The sequence below is a fragment of the Dyadobacter sp. CY356 genome (assembly GCF_021440195.1).
In the GTDB taxonomy this organism is placed as follows: domain Bacteria; phylum Bacteroidota; class Bacteroidia; order Cytophagales; family Spirosomataceae; genus Dyadobacter.
In genome coordinates this window covers 1,399,697-1,420,909 of the sequence record NZ_JAJTSZ010000001.1, presented here as the reverse complement: position 1 = coordinate 1,420,909, position 21,213 = coordinate 1,399,697, and the positions used below count along the sequence as shown (strand labels likewise).

General features: G+C 43.0%; 20 protein-coding genes. 7 read left to right on the top strand and 13 right to left on the bottom strand.

Annotated elements, in window-relative coordinates:
* Window positions 1-190 precede the first annotated feature (190 nt).
* From LXL81_RS05930 to LXL81_RS05900, 7 genes are all read left to right on the top strand, one after another.
* Window positions 191-1,663 (top strand): sulfatase, encoded by a 1,473-nt coding sequence (locus LXL81_RS05930; RefSeq protein ID WP_234645791.1) that lies wholly within the window; start codon window positions 191-193, stop codon window positions 1,661-1,663.
* 211 nt (window positions 1,664-1,874) lie between these two features.
* Window positions 1,875-2,906, top strand: coding sequence for a methionine ABC transporter ATP-binding protein MetN (gene metN / locus LXL81_RS05925; protein WP_234645790.1), 1,032 nt, complete (start codon window positions 1,875-1,877; stop codon window positions 2,904-2,906).
* Window positions 2,899-3,552 (top strand): methionine ABC transporter permease MetI, encoded by a 654-nt coding sequence (gene metI, locus LXL81_RS05920; protein WP_234645789.1) that lies wholly within the window; start codon window positions 2,899-2,901, stop codon window positions 3,550-3,552. The genes metN and metI overlap by 8 nt, the downstream gene beginning before the upstream one ends.
* A 140-nt stretch (window positions 3,553-3,692) precedes the next feature.
* Window positions 3,693-4,517, top strand: coding sequence for a methionine ABC transporter substrate-binding lipoprotein MetQ (gene metQ / locus LXL81_RS05915; protein ID WP_234645788.1), 825 nt, complete (start codon window positions 3,693-3,695; stop codon window positions 4,515-4,517).
* A 267-nt stretch (window positions 4,518-4,784) separates the two neighbouring features.
* Complete coding sequence (locus LXL81_RS05910) at window positions 4,785-5,993, top strand: sterol desaturase family protein (protein WP_234645787.1); 1,209 nt, start codon at window positions 4,785-4,787, stop codon at window positions 5,991-5,993.
* A 178-nt stretch (window positions 5,994-6,171) separates the two neighbouring features.
* A complete protein-coding gene (locus tag LXL81_RS05905; RefSeq protein WP_234645786.1) occupies window positions 6,172-6,426 on the top strand; it encodes a hypothetical protein in 255 nt (84 codons plus the stop codon).
* A gap of 62 nt (window positions 6,427-6,488) precedes the next feature.
* Window positions 6,489-6,797: a hypothetical protein gene (locus LXL81_RS05900; protein WP_234645785.1), complete on the top strand. Its 309-nt coding sequence runs from the start codon at window positions 6,489-6,491 to the stop codon at window positions 6,795-6,797.
* Window positions 6,798-6,877: 80 nt separating this feature from the next.
* On the opposite strand, the gene LXL81_RS05895 is transcribed toward LXL81_RS05900, so the two are convergent.
* The 13 genes from LXL81_RS05895 to LXL81_RS05835 all read right to left on the bottom strand — a co-directional run bounded on the left by LXL81_RS05895 (window position 6,878) and on the right by LXL81_RS05835 (window position 20,803).
* Window positions 6,878-7,579, bottom strand: a complete 702-nt coding sequence (locus LXL81_RS05895; protein ID WP_234645784.1) for a DUF6250 domain-containing protein — start codon at window positions 7,577-7,579, stop codon at window positions 6,878-6,880.
* A 17-nt stretch (window positions 7,580-7,596) separates the two neighbouring features.
* Complete coding sequence (locus LXL81_RS05890) at window positions 7,597-8,967, bottom strand: arylsulfatase (RefSeq protein ID WP_234645783.1); 1,371 nt, start codon at window positions 8,965-8,967, stop codon at window positions 7,597-7,599.
* Window positions 8,968-9,370: 403 nt separating this feature from the next.
* Window positions 9,371-10,603 (bottom strand): mandelate racemase/muconate lactonizing enzyme family protein, encoded by a 1,233-nt coding sequence (locus LXL81_RS05885; RefSeq protein WP_234645782.1) that lies wholly within the window; start codon window positions 10,601-10,603, stop codon window positions 9,371-9,373.
* A 105-nt stretch (window positions 10,604-10,708) separates the two neighbouring features.
* A complete protein-coding gene (locus tag LXL81_RS05880; RefSeq protein ID WP_234645781.1) occupies window positions 10,709-12,178 on the bottom strand; it encodes a sulfatase-like hydrolase/transferase in 1,470 nt (489 codons plus the stop codon).
* 15 nt (window positions 12,179-12,193) lie between these two features.
* Entirely contained in the window at window positions 12,194-13,624 is a 1,431-nt protein-coding gene (locus tag LXL81_RS05875; RefSeq protein WP_234645780.1) for a sulfatase, read from the bottom strand.
* 57 nt (window positions 13,625-13,681) lie between these two features.
* On the bottom strand, window positions 13,682-15,460 hold the full coding sequence (locus tag LXL81_RS05870) for an arylsulfatase (RefSeq protein WP_234645779.1): 1,779 nt from the start codon (window positions 15,458-15,460) through the stop codon (window positions 13,682-13,684).
* Window positions 15,461-15,570: 110 nt separating this feature from the next.
* Window positions 15,571-15,744 carry a hypothetical protein gene (locus LXL81_RS05865; protein WP_234645778.1) on the bottom strand — a complete coding sequence of 58 codons (174 nt, stop codon included), beginning with the start codon at window positions 15,742-15,744 and terminating at the stop codon, window positions 15,571-15,573.
* A gap of 328 nt (window positions 15,745-16,072) precedes the next feature.
* On the bottom strand, window positions 16,073-16,969 hold the full coding sequence (locus LXL81_RS05860) for an AraC family transcriptional regulator (RefSeq protein WP_234645777.1): 897 nt from the start codon (window positions 16,967-16,969) through the stop codon (window positions 16,073-16,075).
* Between the two features lie 9 nt (window positions 16,970-16,978).
* The gene (locus LXL81_RS05855) at window positions 16,979-18,019 is read right to left on the bottom strand and encodes an NAD(P)-dependent alcohol dehydrogenase (RefSeq protein WP_234645776.1); all 1,041 of its coding nucleotides are present in this window, start codon (window positions 18,017-18,019) and stop codon (window positions 16,979-16,981) included.
* Window positions 18,020-18,527: 508 nt separating this feature from the next.
* Window positions 18,528-18,881, bottom strand: coding sequence for a hypothetical protein (locus LXL81_RS05850; protein ID WP_234645775.1), 354 nt, complete (start codon window positions 18,879-18,881; stop codon window positions 18,528-18,530).
* Between the two features lie 82 nt (window positions 18,882-18,963).
* Window positions 18,964-19,362 carry a VOC family protein gene (locus LXL81_RS05845; RefSeq protein ID WP_234645774.1) on the bottom strand — a complete coding sequence of 133 codons (399 nt, stop codon included), beginning with the start codon at window positions 19,360-19,362 and terminating at the stop codon, window positions 18,964-18,966.
* A 589-nt stretch (window positions 19,363-19,951) separates the two neighbouring features.
* Entirely contained in the window at window positions 19,952-20,263 is a 312-nt protein-coding gene (locus LXL81_RS05840; protein ID WP_310589554.1) for a DUF5694 domain-containing protein, read from the bottom strand.
* A 132-nt stretch (window positions 20,264-20,395) separates the two neighbouring features.
* Window positions 20,396-20,803, bottom strand: a complete 408-nt coding sequence (locus LXL81_RS05835) for a hypothetical protein (RefSeq protein WP_234645773.1) — start codon at window positions 20,801-20,803, stop codon at window positions 20,396-20,398.
* Window positions 20,804-21,213 lie beyond the last annotated feature (410 nt).

The window sequence follows — 21,213 nt, the reverse complement described above, 5'->3', positions numbered from 1 at the left end:
GAAAATTCTGCCACCATGAATTTTGATAATTGAAACCTAATTTACAGCATAACAATTTATATAAATCTCATCACGCTTTGGGAAAAAGCATCAAACCTGACAGCTCTGAATTTTGATTCGAAGAATGCCGGATCTTTCATTTCAAGACTTGGATCACTTTTATAAACAATATTAATTTTACAAAAATATAATGAAGACAAACATTAGGTGGCTTATAATACTAATGATTGTGGGCATTTGCTGTCTGGCAGCCAATATGCTTTTTTCAAAACCACCAGCATCATTACCTAACATTATATTCATTATCGGAGATGACATTAGCGTGGAGGATATTGGCATATACGGAAACAAAGCTATCCGGACACCCAACATTGATAGACTGGCGAAAAACGGATTAAGGTTTAATAATTTCTTTCTGACGGCAAGCTCGTGCAGTCCGAGCCGTACGAGTATTCTTACGGGCCGTTTTCCGCACAATACCGGCGCCGCTGAATTGCATACCCCTTTGCCACCGCACTTAACTTATTTCCCGGAGGTGCTCAAAAAAAATGGATACTATTCTGCACTCGCAGGAAAATGGCACGAAGGGGAAAATACCCGCAGAGCATACGACACACTTCTGATTGATAAAAAAATCAACGGTGAAGGCGGTGAAAATCAGTGGATCAGCATGCTGAAATCACGGCCGTCGGACAAACCATTTTTCTTCTGGCTGGCTCCTTACGATGCACACAGAGAATGGTCTGCGAATGATCAATTTGAAAAACCTTACAGTCCGGAAGAGGTGATCGTACCTCCGTCGCTTGCGGATACCAAAGAAACTCGTCAGGACCTGGCCTATTATTACAATGAAATCTCCCGCATTGATCATTACATCGGTGAGCTGGAAAAGGAGCTGGAAAGACAGGAAATTGCCGATAATACGATTATCATCTTCATGGCCGATAATGCGAGACCCTTCCCGGGAGCCAAAACGAGAGTGCTGGACAGAGGACTTAAAACGCCGTTTGTACTTAAATGGCCAAAAGTGATCGTCCAAAAAGGTGAGAGCGTAGCTGGCCTGGTAAGCAGCATAGACATTGCTCCAACGCTTCTGGAGCTTGCCGGAATTAATCCAGCTGAAAGCATTCAGGGTGTAAGTTTCGCCAGACTTTTAAAAAACCCTTCTGCACCGTTTAGAAATTATGTTTTCGGAGAGCATAACTGGCACGACTATGAAGGGCTGGAACGATCCGTACGGACACCTGAATTTCTTTACCTGACCAATGCCCGCACGAAACTTACCAACGAAGGGCCCATTGATGCAAATCAAAGTCCTTCGGCTAAATCACTTAAAAAAGCCAGGGAAAATGGAAGCATCACGGCTTATCAGAATGAAATATTTCTTTCTCCACGTCCCGCAGAAGAGTTTTTTGATAATCTGAAAGACCCTTTGCAGGAACACAATCTGATTCAGGATGTAACGTATAAAAAGCAAATTGCGGAAATGAAAAAGACACTACACAAATGGCAGAGCCAAACTGGGGACACCACACCAGAAAATCTTACTCCTGACTGGTATCACCGGGAAAACGGAACAGAAATGCCAACCAAAAATACACGGGGAGAAATGCCGGGAAAATCTGCAAATGCGGACAGGATAAATAACAAAGGACCATTTTAAAGCTTGCGTAACGCATCACAACACTGTAAGCGGTTTTATACATAAACCAGGATAATGGTCATTATTGGTTTGATACCTTTAATAAAATATAAAAACCATATTCTATTATCCTATTAAATCTATATAGTAAATAAATAATATATACTTTACACGGAAAACTTTTATAAATTGCATTCAGTTACACCAGAAAGCTGATAAGGCTTACTTTTAAATGATCGAATTAAGAAACGTTACAAAAATTTTCCGTCAAAAAAACAGAGAGATAATTGCATTATCAGATGTATCTCTGAAAGTAGAGCCGGGTAAGATTTACGGGGTGATCGGGACTTCCGGGGCGGGTAAAAGCACACTGATCAGGTGTGTCAATTTACTTGAAAAGCCTACGTCAGGTGATGTGATTGTCGATGGCAAAAACCTGACCATACTATCCGATGCGCAACTTGCCAGGGAAAGACGACAGATTGGGATGATCTTCCAACATTTCAATCTGCTTTCATCGCGAACAGTTTCAGAAAATGTGGCTTTTGCTCTGGAACTGGACCGCGTGCCAAAAGCTGAAATTAAGGCAAGGGTTTCTGAATTACTGAGGCTGGTTGGTTTGGAAGAAAAAGCAAATGATTATCCGGCGAATCTATCGGGAGGTCAGAAACAACGTGTGGCCATAGCCCGTACGCTTGCTAATAATCCGAAAGTGTTGTTGTGCGACGAAGCCACCAGCGCACTGGACCCCGGTACTACCCGTTCTATACTAAAACTTTTAAAAGACATCAATAAACGGCTCAATATCACCATTTTGCTTATTACGCATGAGATGGCGGTTGTGAAGTCGATCTGTGATTTTGTTGCAGTAATCAGCGAAGGGAAATTGATTGAACAAGGTACAGTCAGCGATATTTTCGTAAATCCGAAAACCGAACTGGCTAAAGAATTTATCAGCACTTCGCTTCAGGTTGAAATTCCTGATTTTTACGTGCAACGTTTAAAATCTTCCGATCCGGGAAATTTGTCACCGCTTCTGAAACTGCATCTTACCGGCCAGACCGCCAACGAGCCAGTGCTTTCGCAGGCGGCAAGACTGTTTGACGTTGATACGAAAATTGTAAGCGCACAAATGGATCATGCAGGTGAGAAAAATTTTGGGGTCATACTCACCGAGCTTTCAGGAAACCGGGAAAATTACCAGAAATCCATTGATTTTTTTAATAATAATCAAATCAACGTAGAAATTTTAGGTTATGTCTGATCCCATTGTATCACTGCTTGTCGAAGGTACCGGTGAGACCATATTCATGACCATCGTATCCGGTTTTTTTGGTTTCTTAATGGGATTACCGATCGGCATTATTCTTTTTTTAACACGTAAAGAGCAGGTACTGGATAACAGGACGCTCAATAACGCCCTGTCCGTTGTCGTAAATATCTTCCGGTCGATTCCATTTATTATTCTGATCGTCTGGATGATACCCTTTACAAGAGCAATCGTGGGCACATCCATCGGTATCAGTGCAGCACTTGTTCCACTCAGTATCGGCGCTGCTCCATTTATTGCTCGTCTGGTCGAAAACAGTCTTATCGAAGTTCCCGGCGGATTGATTGAAGCGGCCAGAGCTATGGGTGCCACGCCCTTACAGATCGTATTTAAAGTGCTTTTGCCGGAGGCTTTACCCTCGCTGATCAATTGCGCCACCATTACACTGATCACTCTGGTTGGCTATTCAGCCATGGGAGGTGCAGTCGGCGCTGGCGGACTTGGGCAGATAGGTTACCAATATGGCTACATTGGTTATGACGCGTTGATTATGAACATTGTATTGATTTTGCTGATCGCGCTGGTTTTCATTATCCAGTTTTCAGGTGATGCGCTGGCGAAACGAGTGAACCACAGATAATGTTTTGGTCAGGTATTGCCAGGACATTTTCACAGGTCGTTTGCATTGTCAGTAACCATAAATTAAATCTAAGAGAAAAAATCGGCAAAAACCGGCCGTAACATTTAGAAACTACACGTTTAACTATTAACTCTTTTGATATGAAAATCAATAAACACATTTTCAACCTGCTCATTCTATTATTGGCGATTATTGCACTTACTGGTTGCAACAGAAAAGCAAACAAGGACAATGATCCAAATCATATCAAAGTCGGCATTGCCGTAGGTCCGGAATACGAGGTTGCACAGGTAGCGCAGAAAGTAGCAAAAGAGAGATATGGACTGGAAGTAGAGCTTATCTCGTTCAATGATTACGTTGTGCCAAATGAGGCTCTGGATCATGGAGACGTGGACATCAATGCATTTCAGCACAAACCATATCTGGACGAGCAGATTAAACAGCGCGGATATAAACTGGCGATTGTGGGTAATACTTTTGTGTATCCTATCGCCGGTTATTCGAAAAAAATAAAAAGTCTGACCGAATTAAAACCCGAAGATACAGTTGTCATTCCAAACGATCCGACCAATGGCGGGCGTTCACTTTTACTGCTTCAAAAATACGGACTGATCAAACTTAAAGAAGGCACCGGACTTTTGCCTAAGGTGACTGACATTGTAGTAAATCCGAAGAAACTCAAAATCCTGGAACTGGAAGCGCCGCAGTTGCCCCGGACGCTTGACGATAAAAATGTCGCACTGGCGATTATCAATAATAATTTCGCTGCCAAGGTGGGTTTGGTGGCTACGAAAGATGGATTGCTGATAGAGGATAAGAAATCTCCTTACGTCAACCTGATCGTGGCGCGGGAGGATAATAAAAATGAAGAAAAGGTTAAAAATTATGTAAAAGCCTATCAGTCAAAAGAAGTGGAAGAAGCAGCCGCCAGAATATTTCATGGCGGAGCTGTCAAAGGCTGGTAGTGCCATAAGCTAATGATTATATAAAAAACCGGAATTTGTTATGAGGGCTAACACGAGACGAAAGTTGAAAATTATTTATCTATAAATTCCATAGACTTTATATTATAGACCTAAATGTTTGTACTTTTGAAAGCGAACAAAATTTAATAGGGTGACTATTACTGGTTTGCGTCAAAAACATTTTCAAAATGTTTGCAAAATGTGGCATGCAATTCGATCCCGATATTTTTGGAACCCTTCTACCAGGTATTATACCATAAGATTCAGATGAATTTAAATTACATGGCTATTGCCGTTCCGTTTTTTTTATTTTTTGTTGGTTTGGAATATTGGTTTTCGAAACGACTCAACAGGTCCGTTTATAACTTTAACTCCTCTATTGCCAATATGAACGTCGGTATAGCTGAAAGGCTTATTGATATGTTTACGGCAGCTGGTTTCTTTTTCTTTTATGATTACCTGCATAATCGCTTTGCCATTTTTGATATCAAGCCAACACTATTGATGTGGATTGCCCTGATCCTTTCCACGGATTTGATCTGGTACTGGTATCATCGTATGGGCCACAAGGTTAATCTGTTCTGGGGTTTTCATGTGGTGCATCACACAAGTGAGGAATTTAATTATACCGCCGGAACACGGATAACGTTCTTTCAGGCACTAATAAGAACACTCTTCTGGTCGGTTCTGCCTGTTATAGGATTTCCGGCTTCAATGATCACCACTATGCTGATTGTCCATGGCTTGTATCCTTTTTTTACTCATACCCAGCTGATAGGAAAGCTCGGCATTTTGGAATACATTCTGGTCACGCCCTCGCATCACCGGGTACATCATGCAAGCAACGAGGCCTATCTGGATAAGAATTTCGGAGACATGTTCATCATTTGGGACAAGCTTTTCGGGACTTTCGCCGAAGAAAAAGAAGAGGTTCGGTACGGCCTGACCAAGCAACTCAATAGTTACAGTTTCCTGTGGCAGCACTTTCATTATCTGGTCGAGCTCTGGTATTTGGCAAAACAGAAGACAGGAACTTGGAATAAGATAAAGCTGGTCTTCGGCAGCCCATCCGACTTCGATCCGCAGGTCAGAGCAATAGTAGAACAGAAATTTTTATCGCGACATAAGGTGAGAGTACGTTCACAAAAATTTAGAATTTATGTCCTCTGCCAGTTTACGGTCATGATCATTGCGCTGTTCCTCATCCTGCTTTTGGAGCACCATACTGACCAGTTTCTTCAAATTATGTCCGCATCGATGATCCTTCTGACGCTTCTCAACTGCGGAGCGATACTGGAACAACGAAGATGGGTTTTTTTTTTAGAATTAATAAGAGGTCTTTTCCTGGCAGTCACGACTTTTCATTATTTCCCGCATCCTACCACGTTGGTATTTTTGACATTGCTGACAATAGCTTCACTAGTTTACTTTTCTACTTTGGAAAAGCAATATTTGAATTCAATTTATGGAAGATAGAATCGCCTTTATAATAGGATGATAAGCTGGTTTCGTTACTTGCTTATTGAACTCCAGGTGCTGACCGTGTTTTCTTGAACTTGATATCTCCCGGCAAATGATTTAAACCAGATAAGATTTACCCAACACATTGATTTTTTAAGCCTCATAATTATTTTAAACCTAAATTTTCAATGTCATGTCTGAACAAAAAAGCGATTCTGTTTATCAAAGAAGTATTATTTTGAAAGAGGTGCTGGACGCCAACAAAAATTACAGCAGCAGCTTTGGCGACAAGTCTAAACTCGCCTTGCCACCAGCTCGTCAGTTTGCCATTCTGACTTGCATGGATGCGCGCCTTGATCCTGCTAAATACGCGGGACTGGCTGAGGGAGATGCACATGTAATAAGAACGCCGGCGGCCGGGCCAGCGATGACGCAATCCGTTCCCTAATAATTTCACACAAACTACTTGGAACAAAAGAGTGGTTTGTTATTCACCATACCGACTGTGGTATGCAGCTCTTTACGGATGAAATCATCAGAGATTTATTAGCTACAAGCCTTCAAACAGCAACAGCTGATCAAAATGGATGGAGAAATATCAGCGAAACCGGGGGGGCAGACGAAGGGCGGTTTACAGCGTTTTTAACATTTAAAAATTTGGAGCACAGCGTAATTGAGGACGTCAAAAGAATCAGAAAACATCCTCTTGTTAATCCGCTCATTCCGATCTACGGATTTGTTTATGACGTTAAATCAGGCGGCTTGATTGAGGTCCCGGAAGCAACAGCAGCAGGACAAGCAGCTGCCCAGTCAATATAGCGTTAAATTTCGAGGGTGTTTTAAACCCGAACACCCTTGAAATTTAAACCGATTCAGTATTCACCAATAGCCACATTTCCTTAAATGGCTGTTAATCGGTAAACACGAAAATGATCAATCGCTTGTCTGGCGCTGGTGGAGCGAAAACCAAAATAACCGTTTTTGAGCGGATCAGGGTCTTTCCATTGAAAAAATATTTTACCATCAACTAAAAAGGTCGTCTCTCCATCTCTGACCGTGATTGAGATATGATAAGTATGATTGGGTTTAAGCAAATGTGCAGAATCAAGATATTCCTTTAACAACGGTTTCCTGCCGTCACCATAATATTTTCTAAATCTGGTAGTTGTATTACCGTTACCTCCAAATCCAACATAATACAAAGCCAGGGAATCATAGGTTTCAAACTTTCCTGATCTGGTAAACAGGTTACTGTTCCTTGGATCTGCCACCATCCAGAATTGATTCAAATCTGATAGCCGGTCATTTCGGCCTGTATCAACCAGTACTTTCCAGTCATATTCGATCCGTATATTTCCTTCCAGTTTCTGATTAAACCAAACCGTCACCCCTCCGGCAGTATCCATAATCAGTTTGCCACCTTTCGTTTGAACCGATGATTTCCCTAAAGGCTCAATCTCAGATAGCCACTTGTTTGTATTCAGATTTTCAGCAAAATTTTCTTCAAAAATCAGTTTATCGTCAGAATGTATTTTCTGCTGTCCATGACTTTTAAAACAAACTAGCAGAACAACGAACAGCATTGTTCTTCCTGCTTTCAATTTTGATATTACATTCATTAATCAATTGGCCAAAATGGAGAATCCGTTCTGTTGCCGGAGAGATAAGCATCAATTTTGCGGATGATGTCCGGATTTAGGTTTGCAACATCAGTTGTTTCCCCCAGATCTCTGTCAAGATCATATAATTCCGTCTTACCATGGGCTTTAACAGCTTTCCATTTTCCGTATCTAACAGCCTGCTCAAATCCTCTTTCAAAGAATTCCCAATATAAAAAACGTGGTTCGCCTGATTTTTGACCCTTCATAAACGGATATATGCTGATGCCATCGGATTTATATTTTACTTTTGACTGGGCTATATCTGCGAAAGTTGGCATCACATCTGCGAAATAGGCAGGCTCTTTGCTAATACTACCTGCCTTTAATTTACCGGGTGCCCAGACAATCAGCGGCACACGAACACCACCTTCATAGGTATCCCTTTTATAACCTCTTAAATCACCGTTGGAATTAAAGAACTCTGCCACTGCGGTTTGCTGTTTTGTTTCCTCCGATCTTGGTCCATTGTCTGAACAAAAGAAAACAATTGTGTTTTTAGACAGGCCACTATCGATCAGATACTGCTTGATTTTACCGACATTCTCATCCAGATGATGGACCATCGCACTGTAAATTTTCATATCCAGCGGCCAGTCTTTGTCTTTATAAACTGTGCTGTCAACTACGTCCAGCGGAGAATGCGGACTGTTATAATTGATCATTAAAAGAAATGGTTTCTTAACATTTTTCTGCCTGGACAAAAAATCAAGACTTTCGTCTGTACAGATATCGTCGGCGTAGTAGCCCTTCTTTCCACCCTGATTAGGTAAGACATCGATCAACTTGCCGTTTGTGTACCTTTTTGTAGGCCAGTAACCATTGGCATAGGTTTCACTGTAACTGATCAGCCAGCCAGAAAACTCATCAAAACCGCGATGAATTGGAGTTGCCAGCGTATCATAGCCATCCAGATGCCATTTCCCCATCAACGCTGTTGTGTAGCCCGACTGTTGCATCAGATTGCCTAACGTGAAATCATCTTTGGCAAGATTCGCGCGGTATACGGTTTGCTTTCCCTTACTACCTGCAATTCCGCCTTGCTTTGTTGCGTTACCCCTGATGGTGGTGTGTCCGGTATGTAAGCCCGTGATGAGCACACTGCGGGATGGAGAACAGACAGGTGCCCCTGCGTGGAAATCTGTAAAAGTAACGCCCTCTTTTGCAAGCGCGTCAATGTTTGGCGTACGGATTAACTTCTGTCCGTTTACGCCAATATCTGCATAGCCCAGATCATCAGCAACGATGAAAATAATATTTGGTGATTGCGCAAAAACTTTTCCTGTGAGAAGTATTGCAACAATCAAAACACTTATTTTTTTAAAAGACATGTCGATTTAAGTTATTTCTGATTACACCAGGTTAAAGCTAACTGCATAGATTATGACCGGATTTGGGTACTTTTCCTGCACACCGCAAGATTTCCTGGATTTTGATTCGCTTAAAGCCAGCCGATTTGCGGTTGTGGCAATTGCTCATTGTCACGCTTTCCAGCCAATATGAGATCTACACCAAAACGTACCTTCTCACTGCAAAGGCTTCGCAAACATTCATTGGAATTCCCTGATAACATAATATATATATTAAAATGATTCACTTGTGGATAATGACAACATTCGGCCCCTTTTGTGATTGTACACTTCGAGCCCAAATCAGCAGGAAAAGCAATGAGGGAAGTCTTTTCCTGTGGTTACAAGCAAGATCTTTCAAGTACGGAAGCATGTAATATGGCTACTAAACTGCATGCTTTTTCAAAAGTGCCTCATTCAACTTATGCCCAAGACCCGGCGTATCCGGTACGCCGATATACCCGTCCTCAAACCGCTCTGCGGGCGACAAAAGATCTGCACGCCAGGGTACCTCGCCATAAGCATATTCAAGGATCGAAAAGTTAGGAATCGAGGCGCAAACCTGTACGCTGGCAGCCGTGGAAACTGGCCCACTCGGATTGTGCGGAGCTACTACAATATTACCGGCTGTCTCTGCCTGTGCGGCTATAAACCGCAATTCCTGGATGCCACCGCAATGTTTCACATCTGGCATGATGATATCCAAAGCCCGCGTCGTAATTATCCGGTTAAATCCTTGTCTTCCAAAAATAGATTCTCCACCAGCTGACCCCTGCAAGATCGCATCTGTAATTGCTTTGGTATCTTCCACATATTTTTCGGGGTCAATTGCTTCTTCGTACCAATACAGATTGGCCGGTTCCAGTCTCCTGGCGGTCGAAATGGCCAGTTCCTTATTCAAATGGCTGTGCACATCAATCAACAGGTCAATGTCTTTTCCAATCGTTTTTCGTACAGCCTCTACACATGAAACCGCATAGTCGATATCGGATTCAATCTGCTTTTGATCAGCAGTTTTCAGCGGCTTCATATCATCAAAAGGCGCTAATTTGACGGCTCTGAAACCACTTGTCAGCGCATTTTCGGCATTTGCCTGAAATGAAGAGATCAGCCTTCTTCCGTTCGCATCGCGCTCATTAGTGGCTCGATTAATGTTTGCATATACTTTGAGCTTATCCCTCAATTTTCCACCCAACAGATTGTAAACCGGAACGCCCAATGCTTTCCCTGTCAAATCCCAAAGCGCATGTTCAATAGCACTGAATGCTGTGATAGCTGTTTTGCCTTTTTCCGCAGAGGTTTTCAGTCCACGCTGGCGAAATTGTTCAATCGCAAACGGAGATTCTCCTTTGATCAGACCAAAAAATGTTTTGATCTCGGCAAGCAATTCAGCCGCACCATTTCTAGCGGCAGCCGAAAACCCATGCGAGGCCTCTCCCAGACCTGTTATGCCCTTATTGGTTTTTAATTCTACAAAATGCCAGTTGCCACGTGCATTGACTTTGACTTCATGCACCGCAATGTCGGTAACCACCAGCTTTTCTTCCGTAGAATCAAGTGCAGTTAAAAAAGCAGCCGGCACTAAACCGGCGCTTTTCATAAATCCTCTTCTTTTCATTCAATTATTTCATTAGAGTGTCTGTCGTTTCAGTACTTTCTCGATCTCAGCTTTGGATGCGCCGCCTTTTTTCTCCCGAACGATTTTAGTACGGAATGCCATGCTTCATTTCTTAAAATATTTATCCTCGGTATATTTCGGCTGGCTTTTGTCCATTTGTTGTTTGTATTTTTCAGGTTCGTATTCCAAAGGGAGGATTGTTCTGGCTGTATAGGATAATGTATCGCCGGTCTGCTTCTGCCATTGAAGCAGCAGGTCTTTCATCTGGCGTTCCTTATCCCCCCATACCGGTTTCCCGGCAAGATTATCCAATTCGAGCGGATCTTTTTTGAGGTTAAAAAGCTGGGTGTAATCCCGCTCGGGGTAACGGATCAGTTTCCACTCCCGGTCCCGCACGGCACGCACAAAATGTCGGTAGGCTGTAAAAAGACTTTCCCTGACACTTTTCGATTTTCCGCTGATCACATCAGCCAGGCTCAACCCGTCAATCGCATCTGGCTTTGGAAGGCGGGAAAGCGAGCTGAGCGTCGGAAAAATGTCGTATAGATAAACCAGCGCGTCCGAAACCTGATCTTTCGGAATACCTGGCCCGGCAATAATGAAAGGTACTTTCATACTGTGCTCATACAGACTTTGCTTGCCCAGCAGGCCATGACTACCTACTGCCAGCCCATTATCCGCTGCATAGACGATAATCGTATTTTCATAAAGCCCTTTGTCCCGAAGGGATTGAATCACCTCACCTACTTTCACATCCAGATGGGATATCAAAGCATAATAATCGGCCAAGGTCTCCTTCACTATTTCCGGTGTCCGCGGCCAGGGTGCCAGATTTTCATCCCTTACCTGCATTTCGCCGTAGTTGAACGGATGGTACTTTTTGAAATTCCCGGGTAATGGTATGTTTCGTGCCTGATACATGCCAATATCATCTTCACGGGGCGAGCGCGGATCGTGCGGGGCGGTATAGGCTATGTAACAAAAAAACGGATTGCTTCGATTTCCCTTCGCATATCCATCCAGATACGACAAAGCCGCTTCTGTAAAGATATCGGTTGAAAAACCCTTTAAAACAGGACTACTCAATTTGCGATTTGAATCCAGGTCCCGTACAGGAACCTGAAAATGGTCACTCATACCGCCCAGCATCACGGATTTCCCTTTTTGGAACGATGCTTCAAAAGTCTCCGCACCGTTGTGCCACTTACCTGTCCCAAACGTTTCATAACCGTTTTCAGCAAAATGCATAGGCATGGTATGGATGCCCGTCAGCACGTCGTACACATGAAACAGGCTCTTCCCACTCATCAGCATCGCCCTACTCGGTGCGCAGATCGCACCATGGTGTCCGCCCATCACGTAACAATTGGAAAATCGGATCCCTGATTTTCCAAGCCGGTCCAAATTGGGGGTTTTGATGATCGTATTTCCTGTTGCCCCCAGTGCATCTGCACGCTGGTCGTCGGCCAGGATCACGACAATGTTTGGTTTGCTTTTTTGCTGTGCGTAACTCGTGCTAACTGACAAGCCCAGCGCAAGCGGCAATATCAGGTGATATATTTTTTTTATCTTCACCGGGATCTGCAATAATTAGGGTGCAACTTGTGTAGGTTCTATGGGCAAAGGCAAATAATCGCGGTTGAGGATCATCCATTCCTGCAAAAGTGCTTTTAGGTGATGTTCTGTCTCCCGGATTTCCGGTTTACCGGCCAGGTTATTGATTTCATCCGGGTCTTTTTGTTCATCATAAATTTCAAACATCGGCCTGCGTTCCGCGAAAAGCAGCTTATCGTACTTTTCTTCCAATTTACCTTCCGCATGTTTTTGTTTCAGGTCGAGCCAGAAAGGCTGCGTTGCAAAATCGACAGGATAATAAGGAATCTGCCAGATCGCATTGTAAATCAGCTTATATTTCTTGTTAAAAACCGTCCGGCCGAGATCAAAATCAGCTGAATTGTAAGGTAATGCCTGTCCATGCGCCCCGCGAACGGCATAGATGTAATCGTGGCCCGCATAAGCTCCCTGAAACGAGGGGACCAGACTTTTTCCTGTGATTTCCTTCGGAATAACCACTCCCGCTACATTCAGCAAGGTTGGCGCAATGTCAATGCCCGAAACCAATGCATCGCTGGTCTGTCCTGGTTTAATCAACCCCGGATGCCTGATGATCAGCGGCACATTCAGACCCAGATTGTAGAGCGTACCTTTGCCGCGCAGCAGCGCGCCCCCATTGTCGCCAATGAAAATGACGAGCGTATTTTCTGCCAATCCGCGTTTTCCCAGATCGTCCAGAACACGACCTACGTCGCTATCCAGTCTTTGTATTTCACCAAGATATGCCGCAAAATCTTCACGCACCTGTTTGGTATCAGGCCAATGTTTGGGCAATGAAATGTGCTGCGGATTGGGTTCAAAATCCTTTGCATTGAAAATCCGGTGCGGATCGCTGTAACCTACCTGGACAAAAAACGGCTTTCCTTTAGGTGCCTGGTCCAGAAACTCGCTGTATTGCTGGAAAATGCTGTCCCGGTTACCGGTTACCTTCAGATAATCGACCCGGTTTTTAAATGTTTCCAAACCATATTTTTCCAAGATATCGACCGTTTCAGGCACCCGGCGGTTTCCATCCAAATGAAAATTTCGTCCCAGTATCCCGGTATGATAGCCACTTTTCCGAAGCAGCTCAGGATAAGCGGTAACCGATCTATCCAAAGGAGCTGAAAACCGCGTCATCTGCACATCCAGCGTATTGCGGCCGGTCATGATCGCTGCGCGTGAAAGCACGCATTGCGGGGCTGTGGTATATGCACGCCGATACAGAATCCCCTCTTTCGCCAGCTTGTCAATGTTCGGCGTTTTGATCTCAGGATACCCGTAACTTCCCAAAAAAGGCGCACTGTGGTCGTCCGAAACAATCAAAACAATATTGGGCGGTTGCACTTTTTTCTTTTGTGCAAAAGTTCCGCCTGCGAAAAAGCCAGCCAGCGACAACACAATAGCAGCATTTTTAAGAATTTTCATTTATAAAAAACATTAATGGGTATGCAAAATCATAACCAATATCGCCAGCTCATTCCTTTACTCATTCCTTTTCACCTCAAGATAGTAGGGCCCGGTAACACCGTTAAATCCTTCAAACCACGATTCAACCAGGTAATCTCCCTTTCTGACAAATACTTTTTCAAGGTTGATGAAAGCCTTTTCTTCCTTTGATACAATACTTTTCTGCGTATTTCCAATCCTGAGAACTGCGCGTGTCCCTGGCTGCAAGGATTTGATATGGATTGCTTTGAAGTTATAAAACCCATCCACAGCCACCGAGATGTTCCAGTAACCTGTCGCCTTATCCGCAAGCCAGTTCGTAAGCGATGTCCCGCCCAGATCCTGACGCGTCAATATCGAAACCGGCTCTTTGGGAGAGCCGACGATGATCTTTCGCGCACTCAGATTCGGGCTCGCAGCAATGTCTGCAAATACGCTGTCCAGACCTTTCTTGAGCTCTTTTGCTATTTGCGGACTGGTTTGGACAAGATTGGTTTTTTCAAATGGATCTTCATCTAAATCGAAAAGTCCAAATGAATTTTCGTTGCTCTCCTCTGCGTCGACTGCCGTCAGTTTGTATTTTCCTTTGTAAAAAGCCGCATTCCGGTAAGGTTCCGGCCAGCCACGGTTCCAGGAGTTGTAGAGAATTCGGTCAGTAGGCCCGGACTTCCCTTGCAAAATGCCCAACGCAGATTCTCCGTCCGTTTTGATGTTTTTGGGCAAACCGATCTTAGTGGCTTCCAATAGCGTCGGCAGCAGGTCCACATGGGCCAGCAATGCATTTACGTCTTTATCAGGCTGAAAAAGACCTGCCCCTGATACCAGAAATGGAACTCTTGTTCCGCCTTCATAAGCCGTACCTTTTAATCCACGAAAGCCGGTATTGAAGCGTAATTGTTGATTCCCGTTATCGGTCAGGAAGATCACAATGGTATTTTCTTCCAGTTTCTGATCTTTCAGTTCCCGAAGGATCCTGCCTACATTATCGTCGATACTGGTCGCCATACCGTACACTTTCCGGGCGGCTTCTTTATCGGCATCAGTCATTTTCGCCCACGCATGATCTTTTTGTTTGTCAAAATCCTGATCAAATTTCAGGTCGCGGTACATGTCCCCGTACTTTTTTGGAAGCTGCAAAGGTGTGTGCGGCGCATTGTATGAGACATACAGAAAGAAGGGCGAAGATTTGTTTTCTTTCAAAAACTTCAATGCATAATCAGTGAAAACGTCAGTGCAATAACCTTTGCTTTCCAGCTTCCGGCCATTTTCTGTCAAAACCGTATTAAAATAGCTACTATCTGGTCGCACGAAATTCTCGATCAGATCGCCCGGCTGCCCTACCCCGCCGCCGCCATGCACCAGGCTGTACTGAAAGCCCTGGTCCAGCGCTCTGAACGGATAATTATCACCCAAATGCCACTTGCCTACAATACCGGTTTTGTAACCATTGCTTCCCAGGATTTCTGCAAGCGTAATTTCTTCTGCCGCCATGATAGCACCTCCATTGTAGGTATCGTGTACGCCTGTCCGCTGGTGATAACGCCCTGTAAGCAGGCTCGCCCGGGTTGGCGCACATACGGGAGAATTGTGGTAATTGGTCAGCCTAGTTGAGCGGGCTGCCAGCTTGTCGATATTTGGTGTTTTCACATAAGGATTGCCTGTAAAGCCTAAATCGCCGTAACCCTGATCGTCGGTCATGATCAGAAGGATATTTGGACGCACGCTTTTTCGGGCAATGACCGGGGCATTACCTGTTGAAGCAAGCAGTGAACCCAGAATAAGGGAATATTTGAACCAAGTCTTCTCTAAAATCATCTGACTCCTTAAAATTGGAATGTTCTGTTGAAAATTAGATTCCAGCTTACGGGTGGTTCAAAGCCGTTCATTAATCTACTAAACTTATAGACAAAATAAGGTTAAAGATTTTACAAATGCAAAAGCAAGATGGAATTATTGATTATTAAATTTGGCCCAAGCTTCATTGCAAGTACAGCCCAGCTATCTACCGGCAGCGTGCAGATGGGAGCGATTTCACTTGCTGCATTGGCGGTAATCAGGTTAATTGCGTTTGCACCGTCAGCTATAAATGTCTTTATCACCTAGGCATTATCCTTGTTTGGAAAAATGAAAGAACTTTCTTTGGAAGCCTGGTTGATCCAGACAATTTTCCGGATATGTGATCGATCCCTTTTTAAGCGTCTGTTTCAAGTAGAAAAGTGAATTAAGGCCAAGCTCCAAGATTAGAAGATAAAAAGTCTTGCAAATTCTAGATGATATTCATTATACAGAAAGGTTCTGTGAAGACCAAAATGGGACAAGCAAAATTAGAAATCTTGAATATGTTCGAGTGCCAGAAAATGAGTAATATTATTGGATCAGTATCACCTCATATGTATGCGGCAATTTACAGGTAGCGTACATATATTGTTAATGGAAGCTAGACCGGTATTCCATTGGAGACATTTTTGTCTTGTTCTTGAAAAGTTTGTGAAAAGACTGGGGATACTCAAAACCCATCTGATAAGCGATCTCACTGATCTGTAAGTCGGTAGTAGTCAACAACTGCTTTGCCCTTTCAATCACTTTGGCCTGTATATGCTGTTGGGCGGTCTGACCCGAAGTAATACGGAGCATATCGCTAAGATAGTCAGCGGACAAGTTTAACTCTTCGGCGATTTGTCGGACCGTTGGCAATCCTTTTTGAAGACTCCAGTATTGGTCAAGGACATTTTCCAGGCGGGTCAGTATCTCATCGTTGGCCACTTTGCGGGTAATGAATTGACGGGCATAAAACCGGCTGCTGTATTGGAGCAAGAGCTCAATCTGGGCAATCATCACTTCCTGGCTGAAATTATCGATTCCGCTTTGGTATTCACTTTCTATGCCGGAGAATATGCCTTCAATTATCGCTTCTTCCTGCTCAGACAAATGCAGGGCTTCATCGAGCTCGTACGAGAAAAAATGGAAGTTTCTGATCCTGGCTGCTAGTGGCGTATTGGCTATAAAATCTGGATGAAACATTAATGTAATGCCACCCGGCGGCTTTGTGCCGGGGCTTAGCTTCATCAGCAGCTGATTGGGGGAGATGAAGGCCATCATTCCTTCATCAAAGTCGTAATGCCGGTGCCCGTATTTCAACTTGCCATCATAATCCTTTTTTATGGAAATGCAGTAGAAATTTAAGGTAAAATGCTGCAGTTCGGTCAAAACGTCGAAAGCAGCATCTTCGTGGCGGAAAACGCTAATCAGCGGATGTTTGGGCTTGGCCAATCCGAGCAGTCGGTGCTGCTCGGATATGGAATTGATAAGGTATGGCTTGTTCACTTACTAAATTTACAAAGTTTTCATATCAATGACAAACCGGTATCTGACATCGCCCTTCTGCATACGGTCAAAAGCAGTATGGATATCTTTGATGTCAATCAGTTCAATGTCAGAGACAATTCCGTGTTCCGCACAAAAATCCAGCATTTGCTGCGTTTCCGGCAGACCGCCAGCGCCAGAACCAGCAATCACCTTATTGCCAGTCGCCAATGAGAAGGAGCTCACCTCCCAGGGCTTGGCCGGCATGCCTACATTTACATAAATCCCATTGGTTTTAAGTATGGCAAGATAAGGATTGACATCGCTGCTCCCCGAAACGGTATCCAGCACAAAATCGAAGGTTTTAAAAGCCGCCTTCATTTGTTCCTCATCCCTTGAGATAATAAAATGGGACGCGCCGAGCTGTTTTGCAGCTTGCTGCTTGCCCGGAGAAGTACTCAGCACTGTTACCTCTGCCCCAAAAGCATTACCAAATTTAACAGCCATATGCCCCAATCCGCCTAAACCGACAACAGCCAGCTTATTACCCTTGCCAACATTCCATCTTTTCAGCGGCGAGTAGGTCGTGATCCCAGCACAAAGCAACGGCGCCACACCTGCCAGGTCCAGCTTTTGCGAAATGTGATGCACAAAGTCCTGGTTGGCAACGATCGTGTTCGAATATCCCCCGTATACAGGCAAACCGTCATGGCCCAGGTTGTTGTAGGTTTGAACCGGGGCCACTGAGCAAAACTGCTCCTGACCATTTTTACAATCCTGGCATTCGCGGCATGAATCCACGATTACACCTACCCCGCCCAAATCGCCTATGACAAACTTTCTGGCATGAGCGCCAACTGCGGTGATTCGCCCGACAATCTCGTGACCGGGAACCATCCGAAAGATACCGGGAAACCATTCGTTGCGAATCAGGTGGATGTCAGTATGACAAACTCCGCAGTACAAAATTTCAATTTGTACATCATGTGCGCCTATATCGCGTCTTTCAAATTGCCAGGGCGCCAGTGGACTTTCTGCCGTTTGGGCCGCATATCCTTTTGCTGCTATCATAATAAAAGTTTAAAGCACAAATTTAGGAAGCATTTTAAGGCGGCGATTATCCAAATCCGTGAAAAAGGTATCCAACTTTATCTCAAAAAAAGCACCTTCACAATTCTTGGCAGGCCAATACAGCCAGTACAATATATCTATTTACAATTTAGATAGTTAAACGCCCATGACTTAGGTTATCAAGAACTTTGACAGTTGTTAATCAGCTACTGTAAAAAAGAATATTCTAACGACAATTTGAATGAACCCGCCTGTGCAAAATATTTCTTAAAACCGTTCAGAACTATTCTATAATTTTCAGGTCAAATATGTTAAAGTACGATTTAATATCACCGAGGACGCTGATATAGGGCATGAAGTTATGGTAAACCTTTGTAGACTGCTGTGTTTTCTTGCCGGTTTCCGATGATGCCAATCATGATTGTCTTTTCTAGAATCTACTTTTCCAGGTTTATTAACGCCTTACCCGTTTCAGGATCAAATGGCACTGAGCTATGTTCGTGGGTAATCATCCATTGATCATGCACTTTTTGAAAACAAAGAGTGATCGCCAGCGCATATCAATTTCATCACCACCGGCCAGCACTCCTTTAACATGGTTGAAGGAATAACAAAAGGCAATGTATTCGCTAGCCACGATAGTGGGTTGTTCTACACTGTAAGAAAATTCTGCCGGAAACTGCGAAAGCCAGCTTGCCAAACGTTCGCGGCAGGCCAAGACGCCCACTTTGTCCAATGTGTTAACTACATCAAAAGAAACCACATCCTCCCGGTACTGAGCCATTGCCCCATCGATATCTTTTAGCTGAACAGCCCGTTCCTGTTGACGGACCAGTTTCTCTATTTCTTCCTGACTTGACATACCTCTTGAATTTTAATGAGTTTAGTCATCGATCAATACAGTTATTTAAATGACGATTCTTCGCATTTCGCATAAAAGGACCCTATTGCGGGTTATGATAAAATACGTTCCACAGATGAGCGTCCGGGTCAGCAAAAACAAAATTATAACCCTCGGGTATATTCATTGGCTCGGTAACTACTTTACCGCCAGCTTGTATGACTTTCTGCTTAAAACTGTCAACAGCCGCCTGACTCTCAGCACCGATAGTAAACATAATCTCTGAACCCTTGTATGTTTCAAAAACCGCACTTTTTGCGGATTGTTCGAAAATGTCTTGTCTGAAAAAGTGGATAACAAAATGGTCATCGCTGAAAATAAAGCTAGCTATTTCCAGGCTTTCATCAGAGCCATTTACTTTAAAACCCAATTGTTTGAAAAAATCACGGGTCCTTTCAACATCTTTGACGGGCATATTTGCCCAGACTTCCAATTTGGCCATATTGTCTACTGATTGATTCAGGATTGTTCGAGAAAAAAGTATGCCTTCAGGCAGCATTACGAAAACCCCAAATTCGATAAAACATTTGTTCAAACCCACAAGAGACAAAACGGGAACAATTAAAGGTGCAGGGATAAATCAACAACCGATGAATACCGAAACACCCACCTCACGGGTCTGTTTGATGATCATCGGATCATTTCTATTTAAGTTTGATCATCAAATGTAATTTGACTTATGGATAAAACTGGTTTCGTGTTAAAATCAGGGCTCGGCAGGCTTATCAAACCAAATGATCTTAACAATTTAACATGTCTGTCAATAAATACGAATCATTAGTTTTGAATCTACGCCCCTTTTGCTTGAATACTGTGGTATAAGTCAACGGCTTGGATAGCGAAATGTAAATACAAACCTTGTAATCCTACGAAAGAGAATTAATTATTCTTTATTAAGGAAAATTACAAAAACAGTAACTTATACGCGGCAAGCAAGCGTAAGGCATGCCGCCAGTTGTCTATACAATTGTGCATTTTAAAGTATTGTCAATTTAAACATACCTTTTGGCATTTAGCTATCAAAGAAACAGTTACCTAACTTCATTAATGTTTCTAACCTTTACATTAGGCATTGTTTTAAATATATCCTGCATATACTTTCGGTGATTGGCACCGGCAAGAACAACGACTCTTTTCAAACCCAATGCCCTGGACCGCTTTACAACATTGTCGCACATTACTTTATTTCTCATTAGCCACCAATGAATTTGTGAAAGCATTTCCTGTTTAGGAAAGTTTTTTAAACTGTACATTTCCGGAAAATAAAAGTCCCCCGAGGCAAAGATCGCAGAGGCTTCCTCAGTATTGAACCATTCAGTAACGTTTTTCGATTTTTTTTCGATACCTGCGTTTTTTACAAATCCTTTATCTCTTCTATTGAGTAGTATCTTTAGCTCATTAGTATAAGATGCAACTGAGTCTTCTTTGAATTTTTTAAATTTGTGATAAAAGGCAGTTGAGGATGCTGTCCAATTCTAATCGTAATCCTGGCAATCCATCGGAAGTAATTCCTTGATTTTCATTTCCAGCATCATTGGAAATGCAATAAGCGCATATTCTGAGGTTTTTAGCCTTTTCATACTTCGTCCCGTTGTATCAAGATGTGGGCTAAGTAATTTATTGACGTAGTTTTCAAGCAATGTATCAGGTGCCTGCTGAAGTTGGCTAAAAACTTTCCAAAATTGGTAATGACCATTTGAAACATCCTGGTTAAGATAATAGGCATGTGCCAAATCAGCTTTTATATGATAATCATTTGGCTTTTGCAATGATAAGTGTACTAAACTATCAACGGTCCTGGGAAGCAGATCCACTGCTATATATCGATTTTTTCTTAGTATTTCGACCCGTCGAATATTGTCCTGTTTACACCAATAATCCATGACAAGTCGTTCATCTTCCTTACTTAAAAACTCTCCAAAAAAAGCAGTCGGATTAAATTTTCTGATTTTATCATAAATAGCTGAAAGATCCTGCTGAGGATATTTGCTATAATTATGGGAAACACCTATCAGGACAATGTCAACTGGTTGGCAAATACGTTACCCGAAAAAAAGATAATAATAAAAATAGAATATTTCATGGTTTGATGGTGTAAGAAATACAGTCCCAGCGTAAATATCAATTACATAAAAATATTAAACTTATTTTTATGGTTATCCAAGAAAATGGTTTCAAAGAATACAAATACGGGCGTTCAATACTATCATAAGTGCTTAACATACAATTCAGTAATGGTTGCCATCCTTTAACTTTACAAGCGCAAGACAGCCAATTGACCGTTCGACAACCT